Raw genomic sequence first — 20,509 nt, 5'->3', positions numbered from 1 at the left:
AGAACCTCCTATTTATTGGTTGCTATAGATTCGAATTGTAAACCTTTTTCCATCTCTTCTATAACTTCTGGTTCTTTTTCTCGCTGCATTGCTTGTTCGATGGCACGGAATCCTCTTTCTTCTCCAATTTTACCGATTGCCCATGCTGCTGTTCCACGGATGACAGGACGTGGGTCCTCATTCATTAACTTGATTAACGTATCGATAGCTGACGACTCCTTATAATGAGCTAAGGCAAGAATGGCATTACGTTGCAGTGGTTTCTTTCCACGCCACGAACCGGCCATTTTCCCGAATTTTTCTTTGAATTCTCGGTTAGAAACAGCTAGCAAATCGATAAGTCGTGGTTTTACTAGATCTGGATCAGGCTCAAACTCTTCATGATGGTGGAAATCTACTCCTTTATTATACGGGCAGACAACCTGGCAGGTTTCATAGCCATAGATGTAGTTTCCCAGCTTTTCTCGATGTTCATCTGGCATAAAACCTTTCGTTTGAGTAAGAAATGCGAGACATTGCTGCGCATTTAATCTTCCCGGCTCGACGAGAGCACCTGTTGGACAAGCATCAATACATTTCGTACAAGTCCCACACCCCTCATCAAGTGGTTGATCCGCTGGAAAAGGTATATTGGTAATCATTTCACCTAAATAAATATAAGACCCATACTCCGGTGAAATGATTAACGTATTGCTGCCACTGAACCCAATACCAGCCCGTTCTGCCACCGCTCGATCAGACAATTCTCCTGTATCAACCATTGAACTAAATTGAAAGCCTGGCACTTTTTCCTGTAAAAAGGAGGCTAGTTTATCTAATTTTTCTTTTAAAACGATATGATAATCTGTTCCCCACGATGCACGGGCGAATAAACCACGGCGATCTCCTTTGACACTTTTCGGATCGTTTTTAATTCTTGTTGGATAGGCAAGTGCAATGGCAATAATCGACTCTGCACCTGGCATTAATCGTTCCGGTTCTGTTCTTTCTTCATTCGTTCCTTTTTCAAAACCTGAAGCATAGCCTAGTGCTTGCTGTTCTTCTAGCCTTGATTTAAATTCAGCGAAAGGTTCCGTACTAGCAAAGCCGATTTTATCAATACCGATTTCTTTACTATAAGTAATTAACTCTTCTTTTAGCTGTTGATATGCCATTACACTCACCTCCTTATTGAACTTTTGCTGTTCTCATGCGGTTTAAGCATGCCGCAATTTCAAACCGTCTTGGTCTAGCTAAATCACCTGGGTGTTGATTCGGGAAAGGTGCAAAAGCTTGTAGCCCTTCTTGATCCATGACATGTTCGATATCGTCAAGCAATGCAGTTAAAGGTTTTCCTTGCTCTAATGACCCTTTTGCTTCCATATAACGTAATAGTTCTGCAATTGCTCGAGTTTGAGAAGCATCAACTAACTGCTCCACATCATCAAGCTGAATTGTTGACGTTCCCATAAGAACTGTATATAAACCTTTTGCTTGGACTTTTTTCTTTTTCCCTTTTTGTAAGTTTAAACTTGGTGGTAAAAAGATCCGTTGATTCATATCACTTGCCAGTTTGTCCGTAACCGGCTGTCGGGATACCGGCTGATGTTCCACAATTTCTCGAGCTTTTTCTGTTACATTAAATGGTTTATATTGATCCATCATGATGACCTGATCTGCCACATCAAAGTAATCACCAGAACCACCCATTACTAAAATCGTGGATACATCCAAATCATCTCGTAATTGTTTAATTTTATCGACAAAAGGTGTAATCGGTTCTTTATTTTGGTGAACAAGTGCTTGCATACGTGCATCACGTATCATAAAATTTGTCGCACTTGTATCTTCATCAATTAACAAGGTTGTCGCCCCGGCTTCAATTGCTTCCACTACATTTGTAGCTTGCGAGGTACTGCCACTGGCATTCTCTGTCGTAAATTTTGTTGTCGTTTGTCCATGAGGTAGATCATTAATAAAAGCAGAAATATTAACCGATGTTACCTGTCTGCCATCCTCCGCTCTTATTTTCACTGCGTCAGGATCAGTTAGCACATACTCACGTCCATCACCGCGAATATGATGATAAACACCACGTTCCAACGCTTGCAATAACGTACTTTTACCATGATAGCCGCCACCAACAATCAGACTTATACCTTTCCTGATTGCCATACCTGTTAAAGCTTCCTCACGATGTGGTAGCTTAATTTCCACTCGGTTTTCTTGCGGACTTTCAAAAGGTACTGCTTTTCTTAGTGGACGGTTGCTTACACCACTTTCACGTGGAAGTATGGCACCATCTGCAACAAAAGCAATCCAGTTATTTTCCTTCATTTTCTCTCTAATAACAGTATGTTGATCTGCTAATTGAACACTTTTTGTTAATTCATCATCTTTAATAGAGAAAATTGAGTTTTTTAAAATCGAAGGTAATATTGTAAAAAATAATTTTTCTGCTTCTTTACCATTAATACGGCGACCATTTGCTGGCAGACCAACTGATAAACAAATAATTGTTTTATCTTTTTTTATTTGAACTGCTGTCCGTTCGAGAATTTCCTGACCAGGCTGGTCAATATGGATTAATCCGCTTTTACCAGACCCTTTTGGTTGGTTGGATTCTTTCTTAATCGCCTTCGCTACCGATCGGGCAATATGGTCAGCTACATATATGTTTCTTTGTTTAGATTGTTTCCATTCATCTTTAATTGGACGATAGACATCTGGTATCACAATACGGATCTTTGAAGGTGAGGCAAAGGGATCTCCTTGTACATAGTCCACACATACTTCATAGCGGTGGAAGGAATAACTTCCTTGAATTGATTTATAAGCTTTATACCCTTTTCCATCTATATTTTGTAAGAGTTGTTGTAACTTCTTCATACTATTTACCCCTCTTATATATTGTTATTCATTCTCTACAATACAAGTTGTAAACAGTAATGCGCAAGTGTTTTAATCAGACTCTAACTTAATTTGTCGTAATTCATTTGGATAGATTGTTTAATAACATAAAAAAACGTAATGCTTCATTTTAAAACGAAACACTACGTTCAACCCTATGTATGGAGCGGGTGAAGGGAATCGAACCCTCGACATCAGCTTGGAAGGCTGAGGTTTTACCACTAAACTACACCCGCATATATATAAAAGATGTTATTTATTAACATTTTATTAAAAACAGTTAACAATCTCTTAACGAAACCACGTTGATTATTATAACAAGCTACTTCTATGATTGCAACATTTTTTCGAAAAAAGTTTATTATTGTCGATATTGGGTATTTTATACGTAACATGCGAAAAAAGGAGTGGACTTCATGATTTGGACCATTATAGGAATTTTATTGTTAGCATGGATTATCGGATTCTTGTTTGAAATTGCAGGTGGTCTAATACACATTCTCTTAATCATTGCACTTGTAGTTTTTATTGCAAGAATGATACGGAATTAGTAAAAATGCAGGACTAAACTAGCCCAGTCCTTATTACTAGGCTAGGTTGATCTACAGCAGTAACAAGAAGTAACATGCTGGCTTTTATCCGAAGTATACCTCGGATAATATACTTTCTTCACTAGATAAAAAAACGGGGAGCCTCCCCGTTTTTTTAAATGAACAATAATAAACTTAACGCCATTACTGCCATTCCTGTAATAAGACCGTATATAGATGTATGTGCTTCATCGTATTTCTTAGCTGCGGGCAGTAATTCATCTAAAGAGATAAATACCATAATTCCAGCAACGGCTGCAAATATCATACCAAACAACACATCTGATAGAAAAGGCATTAAAAATAGAAAGGCGGCTAATGCTCCAATTGGTTCAGCTAATCCTGACAAAAAGGACAATTTAAATGCTTTCTTCTTGTCTCCTGTCGAAAAATAAATTGGCACCGAGACAGCAATCCCCTCTGGGATATTGTGAATTGCTATGGCAACCGCAATGGCGATCCCTAAACCTGGATCTTGTAAGGCAGCTGTGAAAGTAGCAATACCTTCAGGAAAGTTATGAATGGCAATAGCTAGTGCCGTGAACATACCCATTTTTAATAAACTGCCATCACCATTTGGATTTTTATTCATATCCTCTACTTTTTTCAATTCGTGTGGATTGCCCTGTTTTGGAATAAATTTATCAATTAATGCTATTAAAATCATACCTGCAAAAAATCCGATGACGGTCAACCAACTACCTGTTGTTTCCCCTAATTCGCCAACTAATGAGTCTTGTGCTTTCACAAAAATTTCTACCATTGAGACATAGATCATCACACCAGCTGAAAAACCTAAGGCCCAGGACAAAAATTTCGTATTTGTATTAGACGTAAAAAATGCTAATATGCTTCCAACCCCAGTTGCCAAACCTGCTAGTAAGGTCAAACTAAACGCCAACGCTACCCCTTCTAATTCCATTAGCTGTACACCTCTCCTATGCAAACTATAATAGAGCAAGACTTCCATAGCGTCCGTTATCTCCCTGTTCTGGAAGTGAGGAGCTTACGGGCGACTGTTCAAAGGACTCAATTATATATATGCCCAAATATTCCAAAAGTTTCTCATGGGAAAAATAATACTCCTAATGCAAAAATTCGTCAACTTTTTTATTTATTCATAAAAGGCGAAAATCCCGTGGAAAGGGAAGCGGACAGCCGCAGCGATGGTTTCCTGTACAAGCTATTTCAAAATGGCTTCTGCTTACAAATGCGTTGATACCGCGGATTATATACTTTCTTTACTTATAAAAAAGGATAGTCAGTACACTTTTCAGTACTAACTATCCTTCTTCACTTTATTATGATAACGGCTTTTTTCGATAAGAATACCAATCTGCTATCTGATCGACATCCTCCACGTTTAGTTCTCTTACAATAAAATGACGACCAACAAATTTATTTAAAATTGCGGTATCTAATGTGGCTAATCCCTGTTTTCGGTGTAAGATATGCTGTTTCTTTTGCAGGGATTGTAACCTTTTATGTGGAACTAAAGCTGTATCCTTACTAATGGTTCGAGATTGGACCAACAATTGCTTATCCTGAATAAGGTAACCAGTTGTTTTGTATTGAAAATAACCATATATGCAGGAAAGTAACATTACTATTCCCGGTATCCAGGTGAATTCAGTAAATTGTACAGCTACTACAACCGTTGCGATCAACGGAATGATAACTGATCGAATAATATAGTAAGGTATTGCTTTCGTAGGTAATTTCACCAATCCTTCCGGTTGATATCGATATTCAGGTAAAATATCCTTTAAAAAACTAGCAATATGTTTTTTACGCATGATAGGGAAAATTAACGTATGCATCTCTTGATTCTGGCCAATTTCTCCACTAGCAATCTCGACATAAACGGAAGCTAATCCTATTGGCTGCCGAATAATCGTTTCCTTAATACCAACCGCTTGTATCCTTTTTAACGGAATGGTTGATTGTTTCTTTTCTAATAATCCTCTCGTTATAAACAATTCTTTGTCGTATCTGGTAATGGTAAAATTCCAATATTGGATGATAGTTGATAATATACCTAGTACCCACAATAAAATTAAAACGATAACCGCTAACGCAATCAATACTTGAACAGCTTGAGAAAACACCCATTCTGTTGCCTGATTATAGAAACGGTCCGGGATAAACGTTTCTAATTCTGAAAAGACTAAACCAGCTAAACCGAGGATAATACCAAAACTTCCTGATGTTGATCCAGCAACAAATAACGCTTTCGGTGTAATTTTTTTCTGTGGATAATCTTGTTCATGTACTTCCTCTTTTAGCTCCTGTTCTTCTCCGTTCACGTCAGTCTCGGTTACTTGTTTTTTGGATTTGAGCTGATCATGAAGCATTTTTCCATCTGCCATCGTTACTGCAGATAAAGCTGCATCGATCCGGTGGTCACTACCGGCTGTTTCAATCTGTACTTTTGTTAAACCAAAAATACGATGAATAATATTTTGAGAAAGATCAATCGATTGGATCCGATGTTTGGAGATCGTTCGCTTTTTCCTTATAAGAATACCTTGTTCAATCCGAATTTGATCTTCTTCTAATTGATAAGTGTAACGAAGCCAAGATAAAACACTAAATAAAATAATTAAACAGATAAGAATGGACGCACCAAGAATAACATAAAACCAAGCATCATTCCCCACAGCGATAATGACAAGTGGTAAGAAACCAAATACGGAATGTCGGATGGCCTGAATGATATTAAATAACATGCCTGCTGGATGTAATCGTTTTGGTTCAGACATCATCTTGCTCCACCCTCGCTAATTCAGAAATTTGGTCACGTAAATCAGCAGCCTCATCCTCTAATAAGGCAGGTATTTCATGTGTTGTAGCAGCTGTAGAAATCTGTAGTGTCGATAATCCATATTTCTTTAAAATCGGCCCTTGCTGGGTATCAACATGCTGTACTCGTATCATTGGCACTACCGTTCTAGTCACAATTAATATGCCATGCTGTATGTATATTTCCTGATCATAGATTTGGTAGCGCCATCTTCTCCATCTTAATTTTGGAATAATTACTATGGAGATAACCCATTCCAAAACAGTTAAAACTGCTAGTACAATTCCTATCCAATACGATAGAAAATCAAAGAAATAGGCTGCAACAAATGCTCCAATTGTAATTAATAAAGGTATAATTGCAATAAGTTGAGCCGTTAATTTCCACGCTTTAATCGCATCTGTGGCGATTCTTTCGTTAGGTTGTTCTCTCATGTTCTCACCCCTTCATGCTTATTACGAGAGTTATCATCCAATGGTTTCACATATTGTGTAAAATCTATTATTTTTTCACATAGATTATCTAACAAAAGCCGATCATGACTAATAATCAGTAATCCGATCTTTTTCTCTTGGACATGGTTCGTTATCAGTTGCCATATTTCAGCTTGCGCAATCGGGTCTAACATCGTCGTCATTTCATCTGCAATGATATAGGAAGGATGTGTTAATAAACAACGCGCAATACATATTCTTTGGAGCTGGCCTCCTGAAAGTTGGTGAGGGTAACGTTGTAACCATTCAAAGGGAATCTGTAATTCTTCTAGTAATTCCTGATCGATCGGACCAGCTTCTTCTAGCACTTTTCGAATTCGCCATTTGGGATTAACGGCTTGTTCCGGATGTTGCCATATTAACTGAATCGGATGTGGGGTAATTTTTAATCTTTTACAATTGATTTCTCCCGATCCAGCGGGTAGATAGCCTGTTACTACCTTGGCAAATGTTGTCTTACCTAAGCCACTGGCACCACTTATTCCAACTATTTCTCCTTGATGAAGCGTCACTGATACATTCCGAAAAAGCGTTTGTTGATTTGGTAATGTAAAAGATAGATTGGTAATCTCAAGCATTCACAAGCTCCTTATTACTTGATTTATAGATAAAACGAAACTATGACAAAACTTTTTTATCTCTTGTTAGATTTGGCATTTAAAAAATTATCTCATTTGATAAATGAATTCTGTGGTAAGGACTGCCATAATGCTTTAGTAAAAGGATGTGCTAGTTTCTGTCCATCACCTGAGAAATGATTAGCATCTGCTATTTCAACGATGCTCCCTTGATATAAAACGGCTACACGATCTGCAAGCTGAAGGACTGCATCGAAATCATGTGTAATCAAGAGAATCGCTTTTCCTGCTTGCTGCACCTCTTTTAATAAAGCAATCATCTCATTTTTTGCCTCTTTGTCAAGACCAGGGGTTGGCTCGTCAGCAATCACAATGCTGGCAGAACTACCTAATGCAATTGCTGCTAACACTCTACGCGCTTGTCCTCCCGATAGTTGAAACGGATAACGGGCTGCGATTTCAGCTTCCAGTCCCAATCGTGCTAATAAGTCGAGCATGACTTGATGAGAGTCCTCGGTTTGAATCAAGCCTTCTATCTGTTTACCAACTTTCATCAGAGGATCCAGTGCTTCTACTGATTGCGGTATCAATACGATATTTTTGCCACGGTCATATTGATTAACCTGACGACCGTTATATAATACCTCTCCTTTGTGACATAGGTTTTCAGGTAGCAACTGCAAAATAGCTTGTGCTAATAAGCTTTTACCTGAGCCACTGGAGCCTACAAGTGCCAAAACTTGCCCTTTGGATAACGAAAAGTTAATATCTTCTAACAAATAATGTTCTGATTGCTGATGGAGAACAGATAAGCCATTAACCGTTAAAATAGTGTTCATAGGAACGATCCCTTTCTAAATGGTGTTTGAATGCATTGGCAAAACGTTGAAATAGCAACATCATCAATAACAGTGTCACACCTGGAAAAAAGGCAAGCCACCACATACCTGAAGATAAATACTGCATCGATTCCGATAAAATAATACCAATCGCCGGTTGTTCTGCTGATAAACCAAATCCTAAGAATGTGATCGATGCTTCATGCAAAATTGCATGTGGAAATATTAAGGTAAAGCCTACCATTAATTGCGGAAACAAGTGTGGAAGAAAATGATGTCTTGCCCGCCACCAAAAACCTTTCCCCTGTTGTTTCGATATTTGGATATATGGCATGGTTTGTAACTGTAAAAGCTCCGCCCTGAGCACCCTCGTAATCGCCGGCCAGTGGGTCAGCATGAGACCAATTACTACTCCCTTAAATCCACCACCTAAAACAAATGAAATTAATATTAATGTAACAAGGTGCGGTAGGCTCAAAAATAAATCGATCAACCAGGAGACCATTTTATCCAGATAGGGATGGACTATTGCCAAGAGACTCAGCAATAATCCTAAACTGGTCGAAAGCAATGCTGTCACCACACCAAGTGTAATACTAAGTTGAACCCCTTTCAACGTTCGGAGTAACATATCGCGTCCTAGCCAGTCCGTTCCGAACAAATGCGATAAACTTGGTGCTTGATTTTTATTCGTTAATTCCAAACTTATTGTATCTTTAATTAGAAATGATAGTACATAGCAGGTTAGAAATAGAAAAAGCGGGATCATCATGTTTTTTTTCATGAACTTTTACCCCCTTTTCGCAAACGCGGGTCTAAAACGAGATATAAGATATCTGCTATCCAATTTCCAACGAAAACAAACACGGCACTGATCAGAACAATTGCGAGAAAAAGTGGCATATCACCTTGCAGACCAGCATCCACCACCGCTTGACCTAATCCAGGATAACTGAATACTTGCTCAGCAATAATCGCACCACCAAATAATTCTCCAAAAGAGGCAAAATGTACCGAAATAGCTGGTAATAACATATTACGCAAGCCATGTCTCCAAAATAAGCCGATACCTTGGTAACCATTAGCTCTCGCCTGGAGAATATATGGGGTGTTCAGTACTTCTATCAATTTTTCTCGTGTATGTAAACAAACATTGGAAACACCGATAATACTAAGAGTTAAAGCTGGTAAAATAGCATGATAAAAGCGATCAAGTAAGGTGACATCCCCTGTAGTCATGCCTATCGGGGCACTTAATCCTGTTGGAAAGATACCAAGCCAGACCGAAAACACCATTAAGAGTAATAGTCCTAGCCAGAACCCTGGTGTAGAAAGTAATAAATAACAATACCCTTTGATAACGCGATCAAGCCATGATCCTTTTTTCATAGCAGAAACAGAGCCTAGCACAACCCCTAACATTCCTGACATAAGCCAAGCGAGAACAATTAATAGAATCGAAGAAAAGAAGCGATCAGCTATCACCTCTGTTACAGGCACTCGATGGATTAATGATGTACCGAAATCACCTGATAGAATGCTAGAAATCCATTGTACATATTGAGTGAACAAAGGTTGATCCAATCCCCAATATGCTTCGATCTGTTCCCGTTGTTCCGGACTTACCAGCAGCATATCTGTACCAATATAGGCTCTTATCGGATCAACCGGAGACATGCTGACAAGTAAAAAAGTAAGGAGACTTACCGCAAACAGCAATATCACTAATCGTACCAATTTCTTTATAATCGCAACTGCCATTTACGTTCGTCTCCTTTCTTTTCTATTCCATCACTTGCCATTCTGTAATAAAATCAGTAATTGGCCAGCCATGACCATGAGGTTGTACTTTTTGTTCACCTATCTTAATATTTTCGCTAACATAATAGATGTGATTAAGATTTACGAGCCAAACCCATGGTGCATCTCCTAATGTACTCATACCGGTATTGCCATCCCATTGAGCCAATTTCCAAAATTCATTGGCCTCTTCTTCTGTACTCGCATGCATTGCCTGATCTAAATATTGATCTACTTGCTCGTTTTGATAATAGTTAGCATTATAGTAATCTATCCCTTGCATCGAGGAATGATATAAAGAATATAATTCAACAGGATCATGACTCCCCCAGCCCATCATGACAGGATTAGCATGCATTTCTTGTTCAATTTCATTCCAGCTTGCACCTTCCGTAATGACTTCTATACCAAAATCATTGATCATGTCTGCGAACACAAGAGATAAAGATTGTCTCATTTGATCACCTGACGGATAATACAACGTCATACTAGCTTTTTGTCCATCTTTTTCAAAAATATTATCTTCTCCACGTTCCCAGCCTGCATCTGTTAAAATTTGTTCGGCACGCTCTTGATCAGCATCTTCTATTACTGTATCAGCGTTTCCCCAAGGTAAGCCATCTGTACTGGAATAAGCAACTGTTCCTTCCCCATTTAAAACACCATCCACAATGGCTTCCCTATCAATCGCATAGTTGAGAGCTTTTCTAATAGCAGGGTCTGACGTTATCGGATTACCGACGTCCTCAGCCTCTTCATTTGTGGTTGGCTCCGGATATGGTAGCATTACACCTCTATTATCAACACTTTGTAAAGAGATTTGCTTCATGCCAGCAATTTCTTGATTGGCCATTGTAATCGGGACCGATAATACATCGATCTCCCCTGCTTTTGCTGCTGCTAGTGCTTGATCCTCTCCAGAAAATAAAAAGGTAAGCTTTTCAACTACAGGTTGATTTCCATAGTAGTGTGGATTTTTTTCAACGATTAATTGCTCTCCTTTGCGCCATTCCACTAATTGATAAGGTCCTGAACCAACTGGGTTCTCTGCATAGTCCTCAGCATAAGCATGTTCTGGAACAATCCCTAATCGTTGCAGCGTATATAAAAATGTTGATTGAGGGTGTGATAGGTGAAATATAACTTGATAATCACCATCTTTATCGATGTTTTCAAGGTCTGCTAAGTCGACAACCGATTGCGATTTTTTTGCTGTTTCATATGTAAAGATCACATCATCAACTGTTACGGATTCACCATCAGAAAATGTTGCATCATCCCGAAGTGTCACTTCCCATGTTAATCCATCTTCTGATACCTGATAATCTGTTGCTAGATCATAGGTAACTTCCATTTCGCTATCTTGTTTTAACAAGGTACTTTGAAAAAGCGGTGAGCCATATCTTCCCCACCCTGTTGTCGGGTCAAAACCATCCTCTGGTTCGCCACCAATTGCTAATGTTAATTCGTTTGCTTGATCTGCTTTTGCATTTGTTTCAGGTGTTGGTTTATCGTTACATCCTACTAAGGCGAAAACAACGATTACCAACACAATGAAACCGAATTTCTTCATATAGATTGCCCCTTTTCCGAAAAGAAATAATGTTTATTATAACATGTACAAGCCTTTTAAATGATAAAACTCGCTCCATTTTAATAGAAACGAGTTCATCACTGTGAAAGTCTTTCATTATGATTGATTGGCAATTCGGTGGATCATCACTGCATTATAAGCCCCGCCAAAACCATTATCAATATTAACCACGCTAATACCCGATGCACAAGAATTGAGCATTGTTAATAATGCCGATAATCCCTGAAAATTAGCTCCGTAACCAACACTTGTAGGTACTGCAATGATCGGGTGAGAGACAAGCCCTCCAACGACACTCGGTAATGCTCCTTCCATCCCTGCTACTACGACAGAAACCGTTGCTTCTCTTATTTCATCAATATGTGCCATTAAACGATGAATACCCGCAACACCAACATCATAAAAACGTCTAACTTCTACACCAAAGGCTTCGGCTGTTTTTGCAGCTTCTTCTGCAACAGGCAAATCCGAAGTGCCTGCACAAACGATGGCGATATAGCCTTTATAATGACCGGAGTCTAGACTATTTTGCATAAATAGAGTTCTGCTTGTATGATCATATTGAAAATCAGGCAATTGCTCCATAATTACTTGTGCTTTTTCATATGTAACTCTTGTTATTAAAATATTTTCTTTTTTTACCATCATTGCCCGGGAAATATCGATAATATGTGACGGTTCTTTTCCCTCGCCAAAAATCACTTCTGGGAAGCCTTGACGTTTTTTTCGATGGTGATCAACTTTGGCAAACCCGAGATTTTCAAATGTAGCAAGCTTTTCTTTCGCCTTATCAGGTGATAGCTCGCCATCGGCTACTTTTCTTAATATCTCTTCTAGCATTTCATCACATCCATAAACTGATACAAACATTTTTTATGGCCACTTTCGATGAATTTATGGCCACTTTTTGTGATTTTATGGCCACTTTTTTCAACTTAATGGCCATTTTCGCGCAGTTTATGGCCACTTTTAATCTTTTTATGGCCACTTTTTAAAAATACTTCTCTATATCCTTAGCAATTTGCTGATATTTCGTAAATACAGCTTTATATCTTTCATGGTTTTTCATATTTGGTTTGACAACCTGATCAATTGGTATATTCTCTTTAATTTGTTCGAATGATTCTACTTTACCAATTGCTACAAGTGCTGTCCAGCTTGCTCCCCATGCCGCTCCATGGTGAGTGTCAGCTAATTGAATTTCCTTGCCAAACACGTCTGCTAAAATTTGCACCCATAGAGGAGATTTCGATAATCCCCCATTCACGGAGATTGTCGTTGGAGCTCCGGCAATTTCCTCTAATGATTGACCGATTTGATACAAATTAAAAACGATTCCTTCTAGCACAGCTCGAACTAATTGTGGGCGGCGATGGGTGACACTTAAACCATAAAAATTACCTCTCGCATTTTGATTCCAAACTGGTGCTCGTTCACCGTTCACATATGGAACAAAAAGCAATCCATCTGCGCCAATTTCTACATTTTCTGCACCTGCTAAAAATTGTTCATGACTACCTCCAAATTCCATCATATCCTTCAACCATTGTAAAGCAATCCCGCCATTGTTTGTCGGACCACCAATGATCGAAGTGTCAGAAGTAAAGGCGTAACTAAAAGTTTCACCATTGTCATTTACTTGTTGACCGGAAATTAATTGTCGGATGGCACCACTAGTGCCGACGGTTACAGCAACTTCTCCAGGCTTAATGGCTCCATTTCCAAGATTAGCAAGCTGTCCATCTGCAGCACCAATTACTAATGGTGTGCCTTTAGGCCAACCTAACTCGGCTGCGATATCCTGGTTTAAGCCTTCAACAACCGCAGTTGGTCCAACAATTGTTGATAGTTGTGAACGTTTCACTCCAGCAAGATCTAATGCTTCGTCTTCCCAATCTAATGATTTAACATTCATTAAACCGGTTGCAGATGCCATTGAATAATCTATCACACGTTTACCAAACCATTTAAATAGTAGATATTCTTTCAATGACATAAAATAGACTGCCTGCTGATAAGGCTGATAATCATTTTCTTTCATCCACATTAATTTTAATAATGGTGACATCGGATGAATCGGTGTCCCCGTTTTACTATAGACACTCTTTTTAACAGCAGGATCCAGATTCGCTACTAATTCACTGCTTCTACCATCAGACCAGATCGACATATCTGATAGTGGTGTACCCTCCTTATCTACACATATCAATGAGTGCATGGCACAAGAGATACCTACTGCTAATACTTTTTTATCTTTCGTTTTCGCAAAAACATCTTTTAGTACTTCTCGAGTACTAGCTTCAATCTCATTTGGCTTCTGTTCGACAAAAGATGGCTCTGGATAATACGTTTCAATTAATTGTTCTGCTTCTACTTTTACCTTGCCTTGTAAATCGAATGCTACTGCTTTTACACTTGTCGTCCCGAAATCAAGACCGATTACTACTTCCTCCATAATATCCCCCTTCAACCAGCGAGTAAAAGCTTTGGAAAAATCCAAAGCTTTTACTCGTTTGCTATGATAGAGCGCGATTCATACTACCGCTTTTATAACCTACTAAATCCATTGTAACAAATTTATAGCCATAGCTCTGTAATTTTTCCGTTACTCTTTGGTGATTTGCTAATAATTCCTGCATATCTTGTGGTTCTACTTCAATTCGCGCAATGTCTTCATGGGTACGAACTCTTACCTGACGAAGACCAATTGTTTTTAGGAAGGCTTCAGATTTCTCCACTTTCGTCAACTTCGCCTTTGTAATAGTTTCGCCATACGCAATCCTTGAAGATAAACATGCAAAAGATGGTTTATCCCATGTTGGTAAGCTCATTTGTTTAGACAATTCACGAATTTCTTCTTTATATAAATCGGCTTCTTGTAATGGTCCACGTACACCTTGTTCCTTTGCAGCTCTCATCCCTGGACGATACTCGCTCATATCATCGGCAATAACACCATAGACAATGTTCTGAAATCCTTTCTCCTTCATAATGGGTACGAGATGATCGAATAAACTATTTTTACAGAAGTAGCAACGGTTTTTATCGTTTTCTGTATAACCAGGAATCGCTAACTCACTCGTTTCAATCACCTGATGTCTAGCACCAATATGCTCAGCTAGTCGTTTCGCTTCTTCTAATTCACTAGTTGGGTATGTTTCAGAGTCAGCCGTAACTGCCAGAACGTTATGGACACCTAATGTATCCACCGCTACTTTCAGCAAAAAGGTACTGTCTACACCACCGGAAAAAGCCACCACTACTTGCTTCATTTCCTGGAGAATAGATACTAACTTTTGATGCTTTTGTTCATGCATGTTCTATCTCCCTCCCATACGCGGTTTGTTAATAACTTAGTCACCATCTCTTTTTATTATATCGTCATGCTCCCAAATCCACCATCAACACGTAGTAATTCACCAGTAACAAAACCACTTGCTTTATCAGACGCAAGATAGACTGTTGCACCTTGTAATTCTTCTGGATCACCAAAACGTTTAATCGGTGTATGATTCATAATAGACTGAACACGATCTTCACTAAGAATTTTACGATTTTGTTCAGCAGGGAAGAACCCAGGAATAATCGCATTTACTCGAATATTATGTGGAGCAAATTCACGTGCTAAGTATTGTGTTACACTATTAATCGCTGCTTTTGATGCAGAATACGTAAACACTTTAGATAATGGCGTGGTAGATGATACAGAAGAAATATTAATAATACTTCCACCTCGCTGCTGTTCGACCATTTTCTTGGCAAAAATTTGCGTAGCAAAGACAATTCCTTTTAAATTCACATCCATAATTTTATCCCATTCTTCTGTCGTCAGTTCTAAATAGGGAGTAGTACTATTCATACCCGGCGCATTAAGGAGGATATCCCATCCACCAGACCATTCTTCAATTTCTGTTGCTACGCTTTCTACTGTAGAAAGATCGCTTACATCTGCCTTGAAAGCTTTTGCTTCACCGCCAGCATTTTCTATTTCCTTTACAACTTCCTCTGCTGTATCAAGGTTACGACCAACAATAGCAACTTTGGCACCATGTTCAGCTAATCCTTTTGCCATGGAACCACCTAACGTGCTATTACCTCCTAGTGCAACTGCTACTTTACCCGTCAAATCAAATAGTTTACTCATTAATATCCTTTCCCCTCTCCTGTTATTTTAGATTCCCTTCCTCATCAAATGACAAGTCATATAAGTCTGACAATTTCTCGATACTCTCATGCTTTTCTATATCTTCCAACATATTTTCTGATACTTCGATCTCACCGATTTCTAGTGTGTTTTTAATACGAACTACTCTAGCTTTGGTAAAATCTAAAATATTACATGTTTTAATTGCTGCTTGAATCGCTGTTTTGTCATTAGGCATGGCTGTCGAAATATGTGTTGGGCCAACAACGGTAGAAGTTAATCCGTTGGCATACGTTGCCTCACGATTCATTTTGTCTACTAATTTTTGTGTTGTAAAATCAGCAGTACCGACACCATTGGCATTCCCTTCTGTTTCTGGGGTCAGATCGAGAACGACCATTTTCGTTACATCAGGACCACCATACGCATATGGTGTTGGATAGCGACCAGTAATATTCGGATCCATACCATCACCACTGATGTTTTTACCGATTTCATCGATAATCAATACATCAATCTGGTCAAAGAAAAGCTTTGGTAGGGACTTTTTAGCAAGCTTTTGTAATTCTGGTTCCCGTTCTTCAATTTCTTCTGGTAATAGCACTTCTAATTTCGCTACTTTATCAAATGCATTTTCCACTGTCGCAACACTAAACATAATTGGCATTTGATCGAGAATAATTTTTGCCATTGCTGGTACGTGCTCTGCCATATGTTTAAAACCTAATTGATGACAAGCTTCTGCACCTTTTTGCTTCCCTAATCCAATACTAATCATTTTCATAATGCCACTTTCAACTGGGCCACGAAATGCAGTATGTGGTTTCACACGATTAATGACAACAATACCATCTGCCTCAGATGCTATCTTATCAATGTAAATTGGTAATCCATTTTCTAACTCATCAATTTTTATGACTTCCATTGATGAACGAATTTCTGCTCCAACCACTTCTTCTTTAACACCAAGATGCTCGAGAACCGCTTTTTGGCCTGGACCTGTTGCACCACCATGACTTCCCATACAAGGCACTATAAAAGGTTTGGCACCATGTTCTTTTAGAAAATCTATCGTCACTTTTGTCGTCTCCACCAGACGATCAAGTCCACGACTACCTACTGCAACTGCCACTTCCATTCCAGGTTTAATTTGATTCGCAATATCTTTTTGTTTCAATTGCTTATTCAATTCTGCACCTAAGTCATCTATTAGTTGATCATCAAAATATTGCTTCACTTTCATCATTTTAGGAATTGGAATATCTTGCACTAATTCATGTAAAATCCCCATCTGGTTCACTCCTTTTTTTGATTAAAATGATACCGCTTTATTATTTGGTTTAACACGCCATTCATTATTTCCCTCGTGCGCTATCAATCCGCCGTGTAACTGGCTACGCAAACAGTAACTGCGCAACATAGACGGTTGCTGTGACAGTAAGCATGCTTGCGATAGTGGAGAACAATACAGTTTGGGCAGCTAAGTCTGGATGGCTTTTGTATTCTTCTGCGATAACGGCACTGTTAACGGAAGTAGGCATCGCTGAAGCAATCAATAAGGCTTGTGCCATCATTCCATCCAATTGAAACAAACTAATAATGATAAATGCTACAACCGGACCACCAATCAAACGTAAGGTAATACTTGCATAAACTGTATATAGCCCCTTTTTAAACTTCATTCTAGCTACTTGTGCACCTAATGTTATTAATGCAAGTGCTATCATCGCATCAGCTATGTAATTGGCTGATACCCAAATTGGCTCAGGAATCGGAACCTCCCATGCATTCAACAAAACCCCTGAAAGCATCGCATATAACACAGGCATTTTAAAATAACCCATAGCCGCCTTCCATTTTCCATCTTTAGCTGCTCGCAAGGAGAAAATTCCATAGGAGAAAAGAAAAATATTTTGTAAGGTTAACACAATAACTTGAATCGACATGGCATAAGGATCAGCACGAAAAACTAAATCGTTTACTGGTACACCATAATTGCCTGAATTGAAAAACATCACACTATTAGCAAATGTTGTCCTTTTTCCTCCATTTATCTTCATTAACTTGGCAATGGTTATCGCTGCTAAATAGAGCAAAAAAACAAGTAATAAGAAGAACGCCAATACAAGTGCGAAAAGCTGGAGGCTAAAGGTTGCCTCATATAATCTCACAAAAATAAAACCTGGTACAACAAAATAAATATTTAATTTTGCTAAGGTTGCTAAATCCAATGTGAATTTAAGATGTAAATAAAACCCAATCGCTAATAAAATAAAAATAGGGAGAATTACATCTATAAAGATGACTAGAAACTCTGCCAAATGCTCACTCCCTTTTTATAACAACGTTGTTATTTTGATTTTATCACATAATTTTGGAAAAAGGAATATGATTTTTTGATTATAGTCAGTAGTTATTTTTTTCGAGAAAAAAGTAAGGTACGATGAGGTGTGAACGATTCGTCACTTTTTTCTTATGTAAGAAACGAAAAGGACTGCCCAAAAGTTATATACGATAACTTATGGAACAGCCTCTTCGAAAACCTCCACATTTTCTTTATGTTACCTTTATCGCTTGTTCTTGAGCTTTCAGACATAATTCAGCTGCTTTGAATGCGTGTTTTTGTGTCATCGCATTCTCAGTACGATGCATACAATCTTTAATCAATTCACCAAAGAATGGGAAGCCTACCTTTCCATTCAGGTCAAAGTGTTTTTCTCCTTCTTGATTCACAAGATAAAGCTGATTTCCACCTTTATCTGTTGCTAAATCAACATACTTGCGAATTTCGATCGTTCCTTCTGTACCAACGATAAACATTCTTCCATCTCCCCAAGTACTTAAGCCGTCAGGGGTGAACCAATCGACACGGAAAAATTGTGTAGCTCCATTATCTCCCCGTAATGTGGCATCACCGTAATCTTCCAACTCAGGGTAATCAGGATTATCATAATTGCCAACTTTACTGTGCAATACTTCTGCATCCTCACAGCCAGTATAAAATAAAAATTGCTCAATCTGGTGGCTACCTATGTCGCATAAGATGCCGCCGTACTTCTCTTTTTGGAAAAACCAATCTGGTCTACTTGGTGCATTTAAGCGGTGTGGTCCAAAACCGGTAACTTGAATCACTTTACCGATCGCACCCTGTTCGATTAGTTGCCCGGCAAAAACAGCACTCTCCACGTGCAACCGTTCACTATAATAAACCATATATTTTTGTCCAGTTTCTTCTACTACCTTTTTGGTTTCTTCTAATTGTTCAAGGGTTGTGAATGGTGTTTTGTCTGTGAAGTAATCTTTCCCCGCTCTCATAACACGATTGCCTAAGGTACTTCTCTCAGATGGAATGGCGGCGGCTGCAACAAGCTTCACCTCTTGATCGTCTAACACTTGTTCTAAAGACTCTGCTTGTTGGGCTTGTGGAAATTTTTTCAGAAAATTATCTACCTTTTCTTGATCTGGATCATAAACCCACTTTAAAGTAGCGCCAGCTTCCAATAGTCCATTACATTGTCCGAAAATATGTCCATGGTCTAAACCTGCTGCTGCAAAGACAAATTCCCCTTCTTTGACAACTGGATTCGGCTTTCCTTTTGGTGCATAATTCATACCATCTGCTTTACTCATTCCACTAACACTCCTTACATCTATTAATCTACTATCTATTGTAAGTGTTTTCAGGTAATTTTCCTAATAAAAACATTTATCATGGTGCTAAACGTCTTTAAACCCGCACTGATCATTGTCTCCCATTAAGTTTGATCATGAAAAAGGTTCATTTTCATTGTTTGTTTCGCATCTGAGGATTCCCGAATTAAATGAATCATTTCCATCGAAGTTTGCGCTTCTCTAGCATGAATATAATCATTACTATCCTGGATAATTGCTTGGTAAAATTGATCGATCAATTTTACATGGCTTGCTCCATAATAAAATTTCGTGCCTGGTAATTTTCGGTCTTCCACCAATCTCACTTCCTTACCATTATCATTCATCATCGTTAAAATACTGTCTTTTATCGTCAGTTTTGCGTGTTCAAAGATAACTTGCAACTCAACAGATGAGTTCTCGGCATGAGAATTAGTCGCAAAGAAGAGACCTGTTGCACCATTTTGATATTTTATATGAGCTGTTGCAGTATCCTCCACCTCATAACCATAATCTAGTAAACAATCGATTGAGCCTCGAATACTATCTATCTTACCGCCAAACCATTGTAAAAGGTCTAGTGTATGAATGGATTGGTTGATCATGACACCGCCTCCGGCCAATTCCATCGAACCACGCCATGGCTTTACGTCGTAGTAGGATTTAGGACGATGCCATGTGACAATTCCCTTTAACCCATTTAATTCCCCGTATTTACCACTAGCAATAATGGATGCCAGTTCTTCCACGGTTTCATTCAGTCGATTTTGAAGACTGACACATATTTTCACATCAGGGTGTTTCTCTTCCAACTCTACGATGGCACGGCTGTCTGTTACTTGATGTGCAAGAGGCTTCTCTAACATAACATGCACGCCGTTTTCTACCGCAGCTTTTGTTGCTGGATAATGTAAATAGTGCGGCAAACAAATATGAACACAATCAAGGACTATTTCGTCTAACATAGCGTGATAATCTGTAAAAAAAGGAACTCCTTTCACACTATTTTCTAATGATCGATCTATATCACAAACTGCTGCTAATTCAGCATGTGCATTTTCGTTAATCGCCTCTATATGAATCTTTGAAATATCACCGAGGCCAATAATTCCAACTCGCAGCACAAT

19 protein-coding genes and 1 tRNA gene are annotated in these 20,509 nt (G+C 38.7%); 1 reads left to right on the top strand and 19 read right to left on the bottom strand.

The features are described from left to right. Nucleotides 1-8: 8 nt before the first annotated feature. The 3 genes from queG to GH715_RS05585 form a co-directional block, all read right to left on the bottom strand. Nucleotides 9-1,154: a tRNA epoxyqueuosine(34) reductase QueG gene (queG, locus tag GH715_RS05595; RefSeq protein WP_153834577.1), complete on the bottom strand. Its 1,146-nt coding sequence runs from the start codon at nt 1,152-1,154 to the stop codon at nt 9-11. Nucleotides 1,155-1,167: 13 nt separating this feature from the next. Further along, nucleotides 1,168-2,868, bottom strand: coding sequence for an ABC-ATPase domain-containing protein (locus tag GH715_RS05590; protein WP_153834578.1), 1,701 nt, complete (start codon nt 2,866-2,868; stop codon nt 1,168-1,170). 183 nt (nt 2,869-3,051) lie between these two features. Then, nucleotides 3,052-3,125, bottom strand: a tRNA-Gly gene (locus GH715_RS05585). A 180-nt stretch (nt 3,126-3,305) separates the two neighbouring features. On the opposite strand from GH715_RS05585, the gene GH715_RS05580 reads away from it, so the two are divergent. Beyond that, the gene (locus GH715_RS05580) at nt 3,306-3,440 is read left to right on the top strand and encodes a lmo0937 family membrane protein (protein ID WP_153834579.1); all 135 of its coding nucleotides are present in this window, start codon (nt 3,306-3,308) and stop codon (nt 3,438-3,440) included. A 154-nt stretch (nt 3,441-3,594) separates the two neighbouring features. On the opposite strand, the gene zupT is transcribed toward GH715_RS05580, so the two are convergent. The 16 genes from zupT to GH715_RS05500 all read right to left on the bottom strand — a co-directional run bounded on the left by zupT (nt 3,595) and on the right by GH715_RS05500 (nt 20,506). Beyond that, nucleotides 3,595-4,401: a zinc transporter ZupT gene (zupT, locus tag GH715_RS05575; RefSeq protein ID WP_153834580.1), complete on the bottom strand. Its 807-nt coding sequence runs from the start codon at nt 4,399-4,401 to the stop codon at nt 3,595-3,597. Between the two features lie 379 nt (nt 4,402-4,780). Further along, nucleotides 4,781-6,241, bottom strand: a complete 1,461-nt coding sequence (locus GH715_RS05570; RefSeq protein ID WP_240469351.1) for a PH domain-containing protein — start codon at nt 6,239-6,241, stop codon at nt 4,781-4,783. Further along, nucleotides 6,234-6,716: a PH domain-containing protein gene (locus tag GH715_RS05565; RefSeq protein ID WP_153834582.1), complete on the bottom strand. Its 483-nt coding sequence runs from the start codon at nt 6,714-6,716 to the stop codon at nt 6,234-6,236. Before GH715_RS05565 ends, GH715_RS05570 begins: the two co-directional genes overlap by 8 nt. Further along, complete coding sequence (locus GH715_RS05560) at nt 6,713-7,354, bottom strand: ABC transporter ATP-binding protein (RefSeq protein ID WP_153834583.1); 642 nt, start codon at nt 7,352-7,354, stop codon at nt 6,713-6,715. The genes GH715_RS05565 and GH715_RS05560 overlap by 4 nt, the downstream gene beginning before the upstream one ends. A 92-nt stretch (nt 7,355-7,446) precedes the next feature. Continuing rightward, a complete protein-coding gene (locus GH715_RS05555) occupies nt 7,447-8,193 on the bottom strand; it encodes an ATP-binding cassette domain-containing protein (protein ID WP_153834584.1) in 747 nt (248 codons plus the stop codon). Further along, nucleotides 8,171-8,977 carry an ABC transporter permease gene (locus tag GH715_RS05550; protein ID WP_153834585.1) on the bottom strand — a complete coding sequence of 269 codons (807 nt, stop codon included), beginning with the start codon at nt 8,975-8,977 and terminating at the stop codon, nt 8,171-8,173. The genes GH715_RS05555 and GH715_RS05550 overlap by 23 nt, the downstream gene beginning before the upstream one ends. Further along, nucleotides 8,974-9,954, bottom strand: coding sequence for an ABC transporter permease (locus GH715_RS05545; RefSeq protein WP_153834586.1), 981 nt, complete (start codon nt 9,952-9,954; stop codon nt 8,974-8,976). The genes GH715_RS05550 and GH715_RS05545 overlap by 4 nt, the downstream gene beginning before the upstream one ends. Nucleotides 9,955-9,976: 22 nt before the next feature. Then, nucleotides 9,977-11,566 (bottom strand): ABC transporter substrate-binding protein, encoded by a 1,590-nt coding sequence (locus GH715_RS05540; protein WP_153834587.1) that lies wholly within the window; start codon nt 11,564-11,566, stop codon nt 9,977-9,979. A 117-nt stretch (nt 11,567-11,683) separates the two neighbouring features. Next, complete coding sequence (gene larB, locus GH715_RS05535; RefSeq protein WP_153834632.1) at nt 11,684-12,427, bottom strand: nickel pincer cofactor biosynthesis protein LarB; 744 nt, start codon at nt 12,425-12,427, stop codon at nt 11,684-11,686. Between the two features lie 151 nt (nt 12,428-12,578). Then, nucleotides 12,579-14,042, bottom strand: coding sequence for a gluconokinase (locus GH715_RS05530; RefSeq protein ID WP_153834588.1), 1,464 nt, complete (start codon nt 14,040-14,042; stop codon nt 12,579-12,581). A gap of 61 nt (nt 14,043-14,103) precedes the next feature. Further along, nucleotides 14,104-14,904 carry an ATP-dependent sacrificial sulfur transferase LarE gene (gene larE / locus GH715_RS05525; RefSeq protein ID WP_153834589.1) on the bottom strand — a complete coding sequence of 267 codons (801 nt, stop codon included), beginning with the start codon at nt 14,902-14,904 and terminating at the stop codon, nt 14,104-14,106. A gap of 56 nt (nt 14,905-14,960) precedes the next feature. Beyond that, complete coding sequence (locus GH715_RS05520; RefSeq protein WP_153834590.1) at nt 14,961-15,731, bottom strand: SDR family oxidoreductase; 771 nt, start codon at nt 15,729-15,731, stop codon at nt 14,961-14,963. A 22-nt stretch (nt 15,732-15,753) separates the two neighbouring features. Further along, nucleotides 15,754-17,022 (bottom strand): nickel pincer cofactor-dependent isomerase, group 22, encoded by a 1,269-nt coding sequence (locus GH715_RS05515; protein ID WP_153834591.1) that lies wholly within the window; start codon nt 17,020-17,022, stop codon nt 15,754-15,756. A gap of 103 nt (nt 17,023-17,125) precedes the next feature. Continuing rightward, the gene (locus GH715_RS05510) at nt 17,126-18,052 is read right to left on the bottom strand and encodes an AEC family transporter (RefSeq protein ID WP_153834592.1); all 927 of its coding nucleotides are present in this window, start codon (nt 18,050-18,052) and stop codon (nt 17,126-17,128) included. 235 nt (nt 18,053-18,287) lie between these two features. Further along, the gene (locus GH715_RS05505) at nt 18,288-19,361 is read right to left on the bottom strand and encodes a Gfo/Idh/MocA family protein (protein WP_153834593.1); all 1,074 of its coding nucleotides are present in this window, start codon (nt 19,359-19,361) and stop codon (nt 18,288-18,290) included. 125 nt (nt 19,362-19,486) lie between these two features. Then, nucleotides 19,487-20,506, bottom strand: a complete 1,020-nt coding sequence (locus GH715_RS05500) for a Gfo/Idh/MocA family protein (protein ID WP_163578469.1) — start codon at nt 20,504-20,506, stop codon at nt 19,487-19,489. Between the last annotated feature and the right edge of the window lie 3 nt (nt 20,507-20,509).

Origin of the sequence: Gracilibacillus thailandensis (assembly GCF_010994055.1) — a bacterium.
Classification (GTDB): domain Bacteria; phylum Bacillota; class Bacilli; order Bacillales; family Amphibacillaceae; genus Gracilibacillus; species Gracilibacillus lacisalsi.
Note: the sequence above shows the minus strand (reverse complement) of the source record. Positions and strands in the feature narration are given on the sequence as shown.

Bases quoted from the DNA above. Each gene is read 5' to 3' on its own strand.
- queG (WP_153834577.1), bottom strand. From the start codon at position 1,154: ATGGCATATCAACAGCTAAAAGAAGAGTTAATTACTTATAGTAAAGAA.
- GH715_RS05590 (WP_153834578.1), bottom strand. From the start codon at position 2,868: ATGAAGAAGTTACAACAACTCTTACAAAATATAGATGGAAAAGGGTAT.
- GH715_RS05580 (WP_153834579.1), top strand. From the start codon at position 3,306: ATGATTTGGACCATTATAGGAATTTTATTGTTAGCATGGATTATCGGA.
- zupT (WP_153834580.1), bottom strand. From the start codon at position 4,401: ATGGAATTAGAAGGGGTAGCGTTGGCGTTTAGTTTGACCTTACTAGCA.
- GH715_RS05570 (WP_240469351.1), bottom strand. From the start codon at position 6,241: ATGTCTGAACCAAAACGATTACATCCAGCAGGCATGTTATTTAATATC.
- GH715_RS05565 (WP_153834582.1), bottom strand. From the start codon at position 6,716: ATGAGAGAACAACCTAACGAAAGAATCGCCACAGATGCGATTAAAGCG.
- GH715_RS05560 (WP_153834583.1), bottom strand. From the start codon at position 7,354: ATGCTTGAGATTACCAATCTATCTTTTACATTACCAAATCAACAAACG.
- GH715_RS05555 (WP_153834584.1), bottom strand. From the start codon at position 8,193: ATGAACACTATTTTAACGGTTAATGGCTTATCTGTTCTCCATCAGCAA.
- GH715_RS05550 (WP_153834585.1), bottom strand. From the start codon at position 8,977: ATGAAAAAAAACATGATGATCCCGCTTTTTCTATTTCTAACCTGCTAT.
- GH715_RS05545 (WP_153834586.1), bottom strand. From the start codon at position 9,954: ATGGCAGTTGCGATTATAAAGAAATTGGTACGATTAGTGATATTGCTG.
- GH715_RS05540 (WP_153834587.1), bottom strand. From the start codon at position 11,566: ATGAAGAAATTCGGTTTCATTGTGTTGGTAATCGTTGTTTTCGCCTTA.
- larB (WP_153834632.1), bottom strand. From the start codon at position 12,427: ATGCTAGAAGAGATATTAAGAAAAGTAGCCGATGGCGAGCTATCACCT.
- GH715_RS05530 (WP_153834588.1), bottom strand. From the start codon at position 14,042: ATGGAGGAAGTAGTAATCGGTCTTGATTTCGGGACGACAAGTGTAAAA.
- larE (WP_153834589.1), bottom strand. From the start codon at position 14,904: ATGCATGAACAAAAGCATCAAAAGTTAGTATCTATTCTCCAGGAAATG.
- GH715_RS05520 (WP_153834590.1), bottom strand. From the start codon at position 15,731: ATGAGTAAACTATTTGATTTGACGGGTAAAGTAGCAGTTGCACTAGGA.
- GH715_RS05515 (WP_153834591.1), bottom strand. From the start codon at position 17,022: ATGGGGATTTTACATGAATTAGTGCAAGATATTCCAATTCCTAAAATG.
- GH715_RS05505 (WP_153834593.1), bottom strand. From the start codon at position 19,361: ATGAGTAAAGCAGATGGTATGAATTATGCACCAAAAGGAAAGCCGAAT.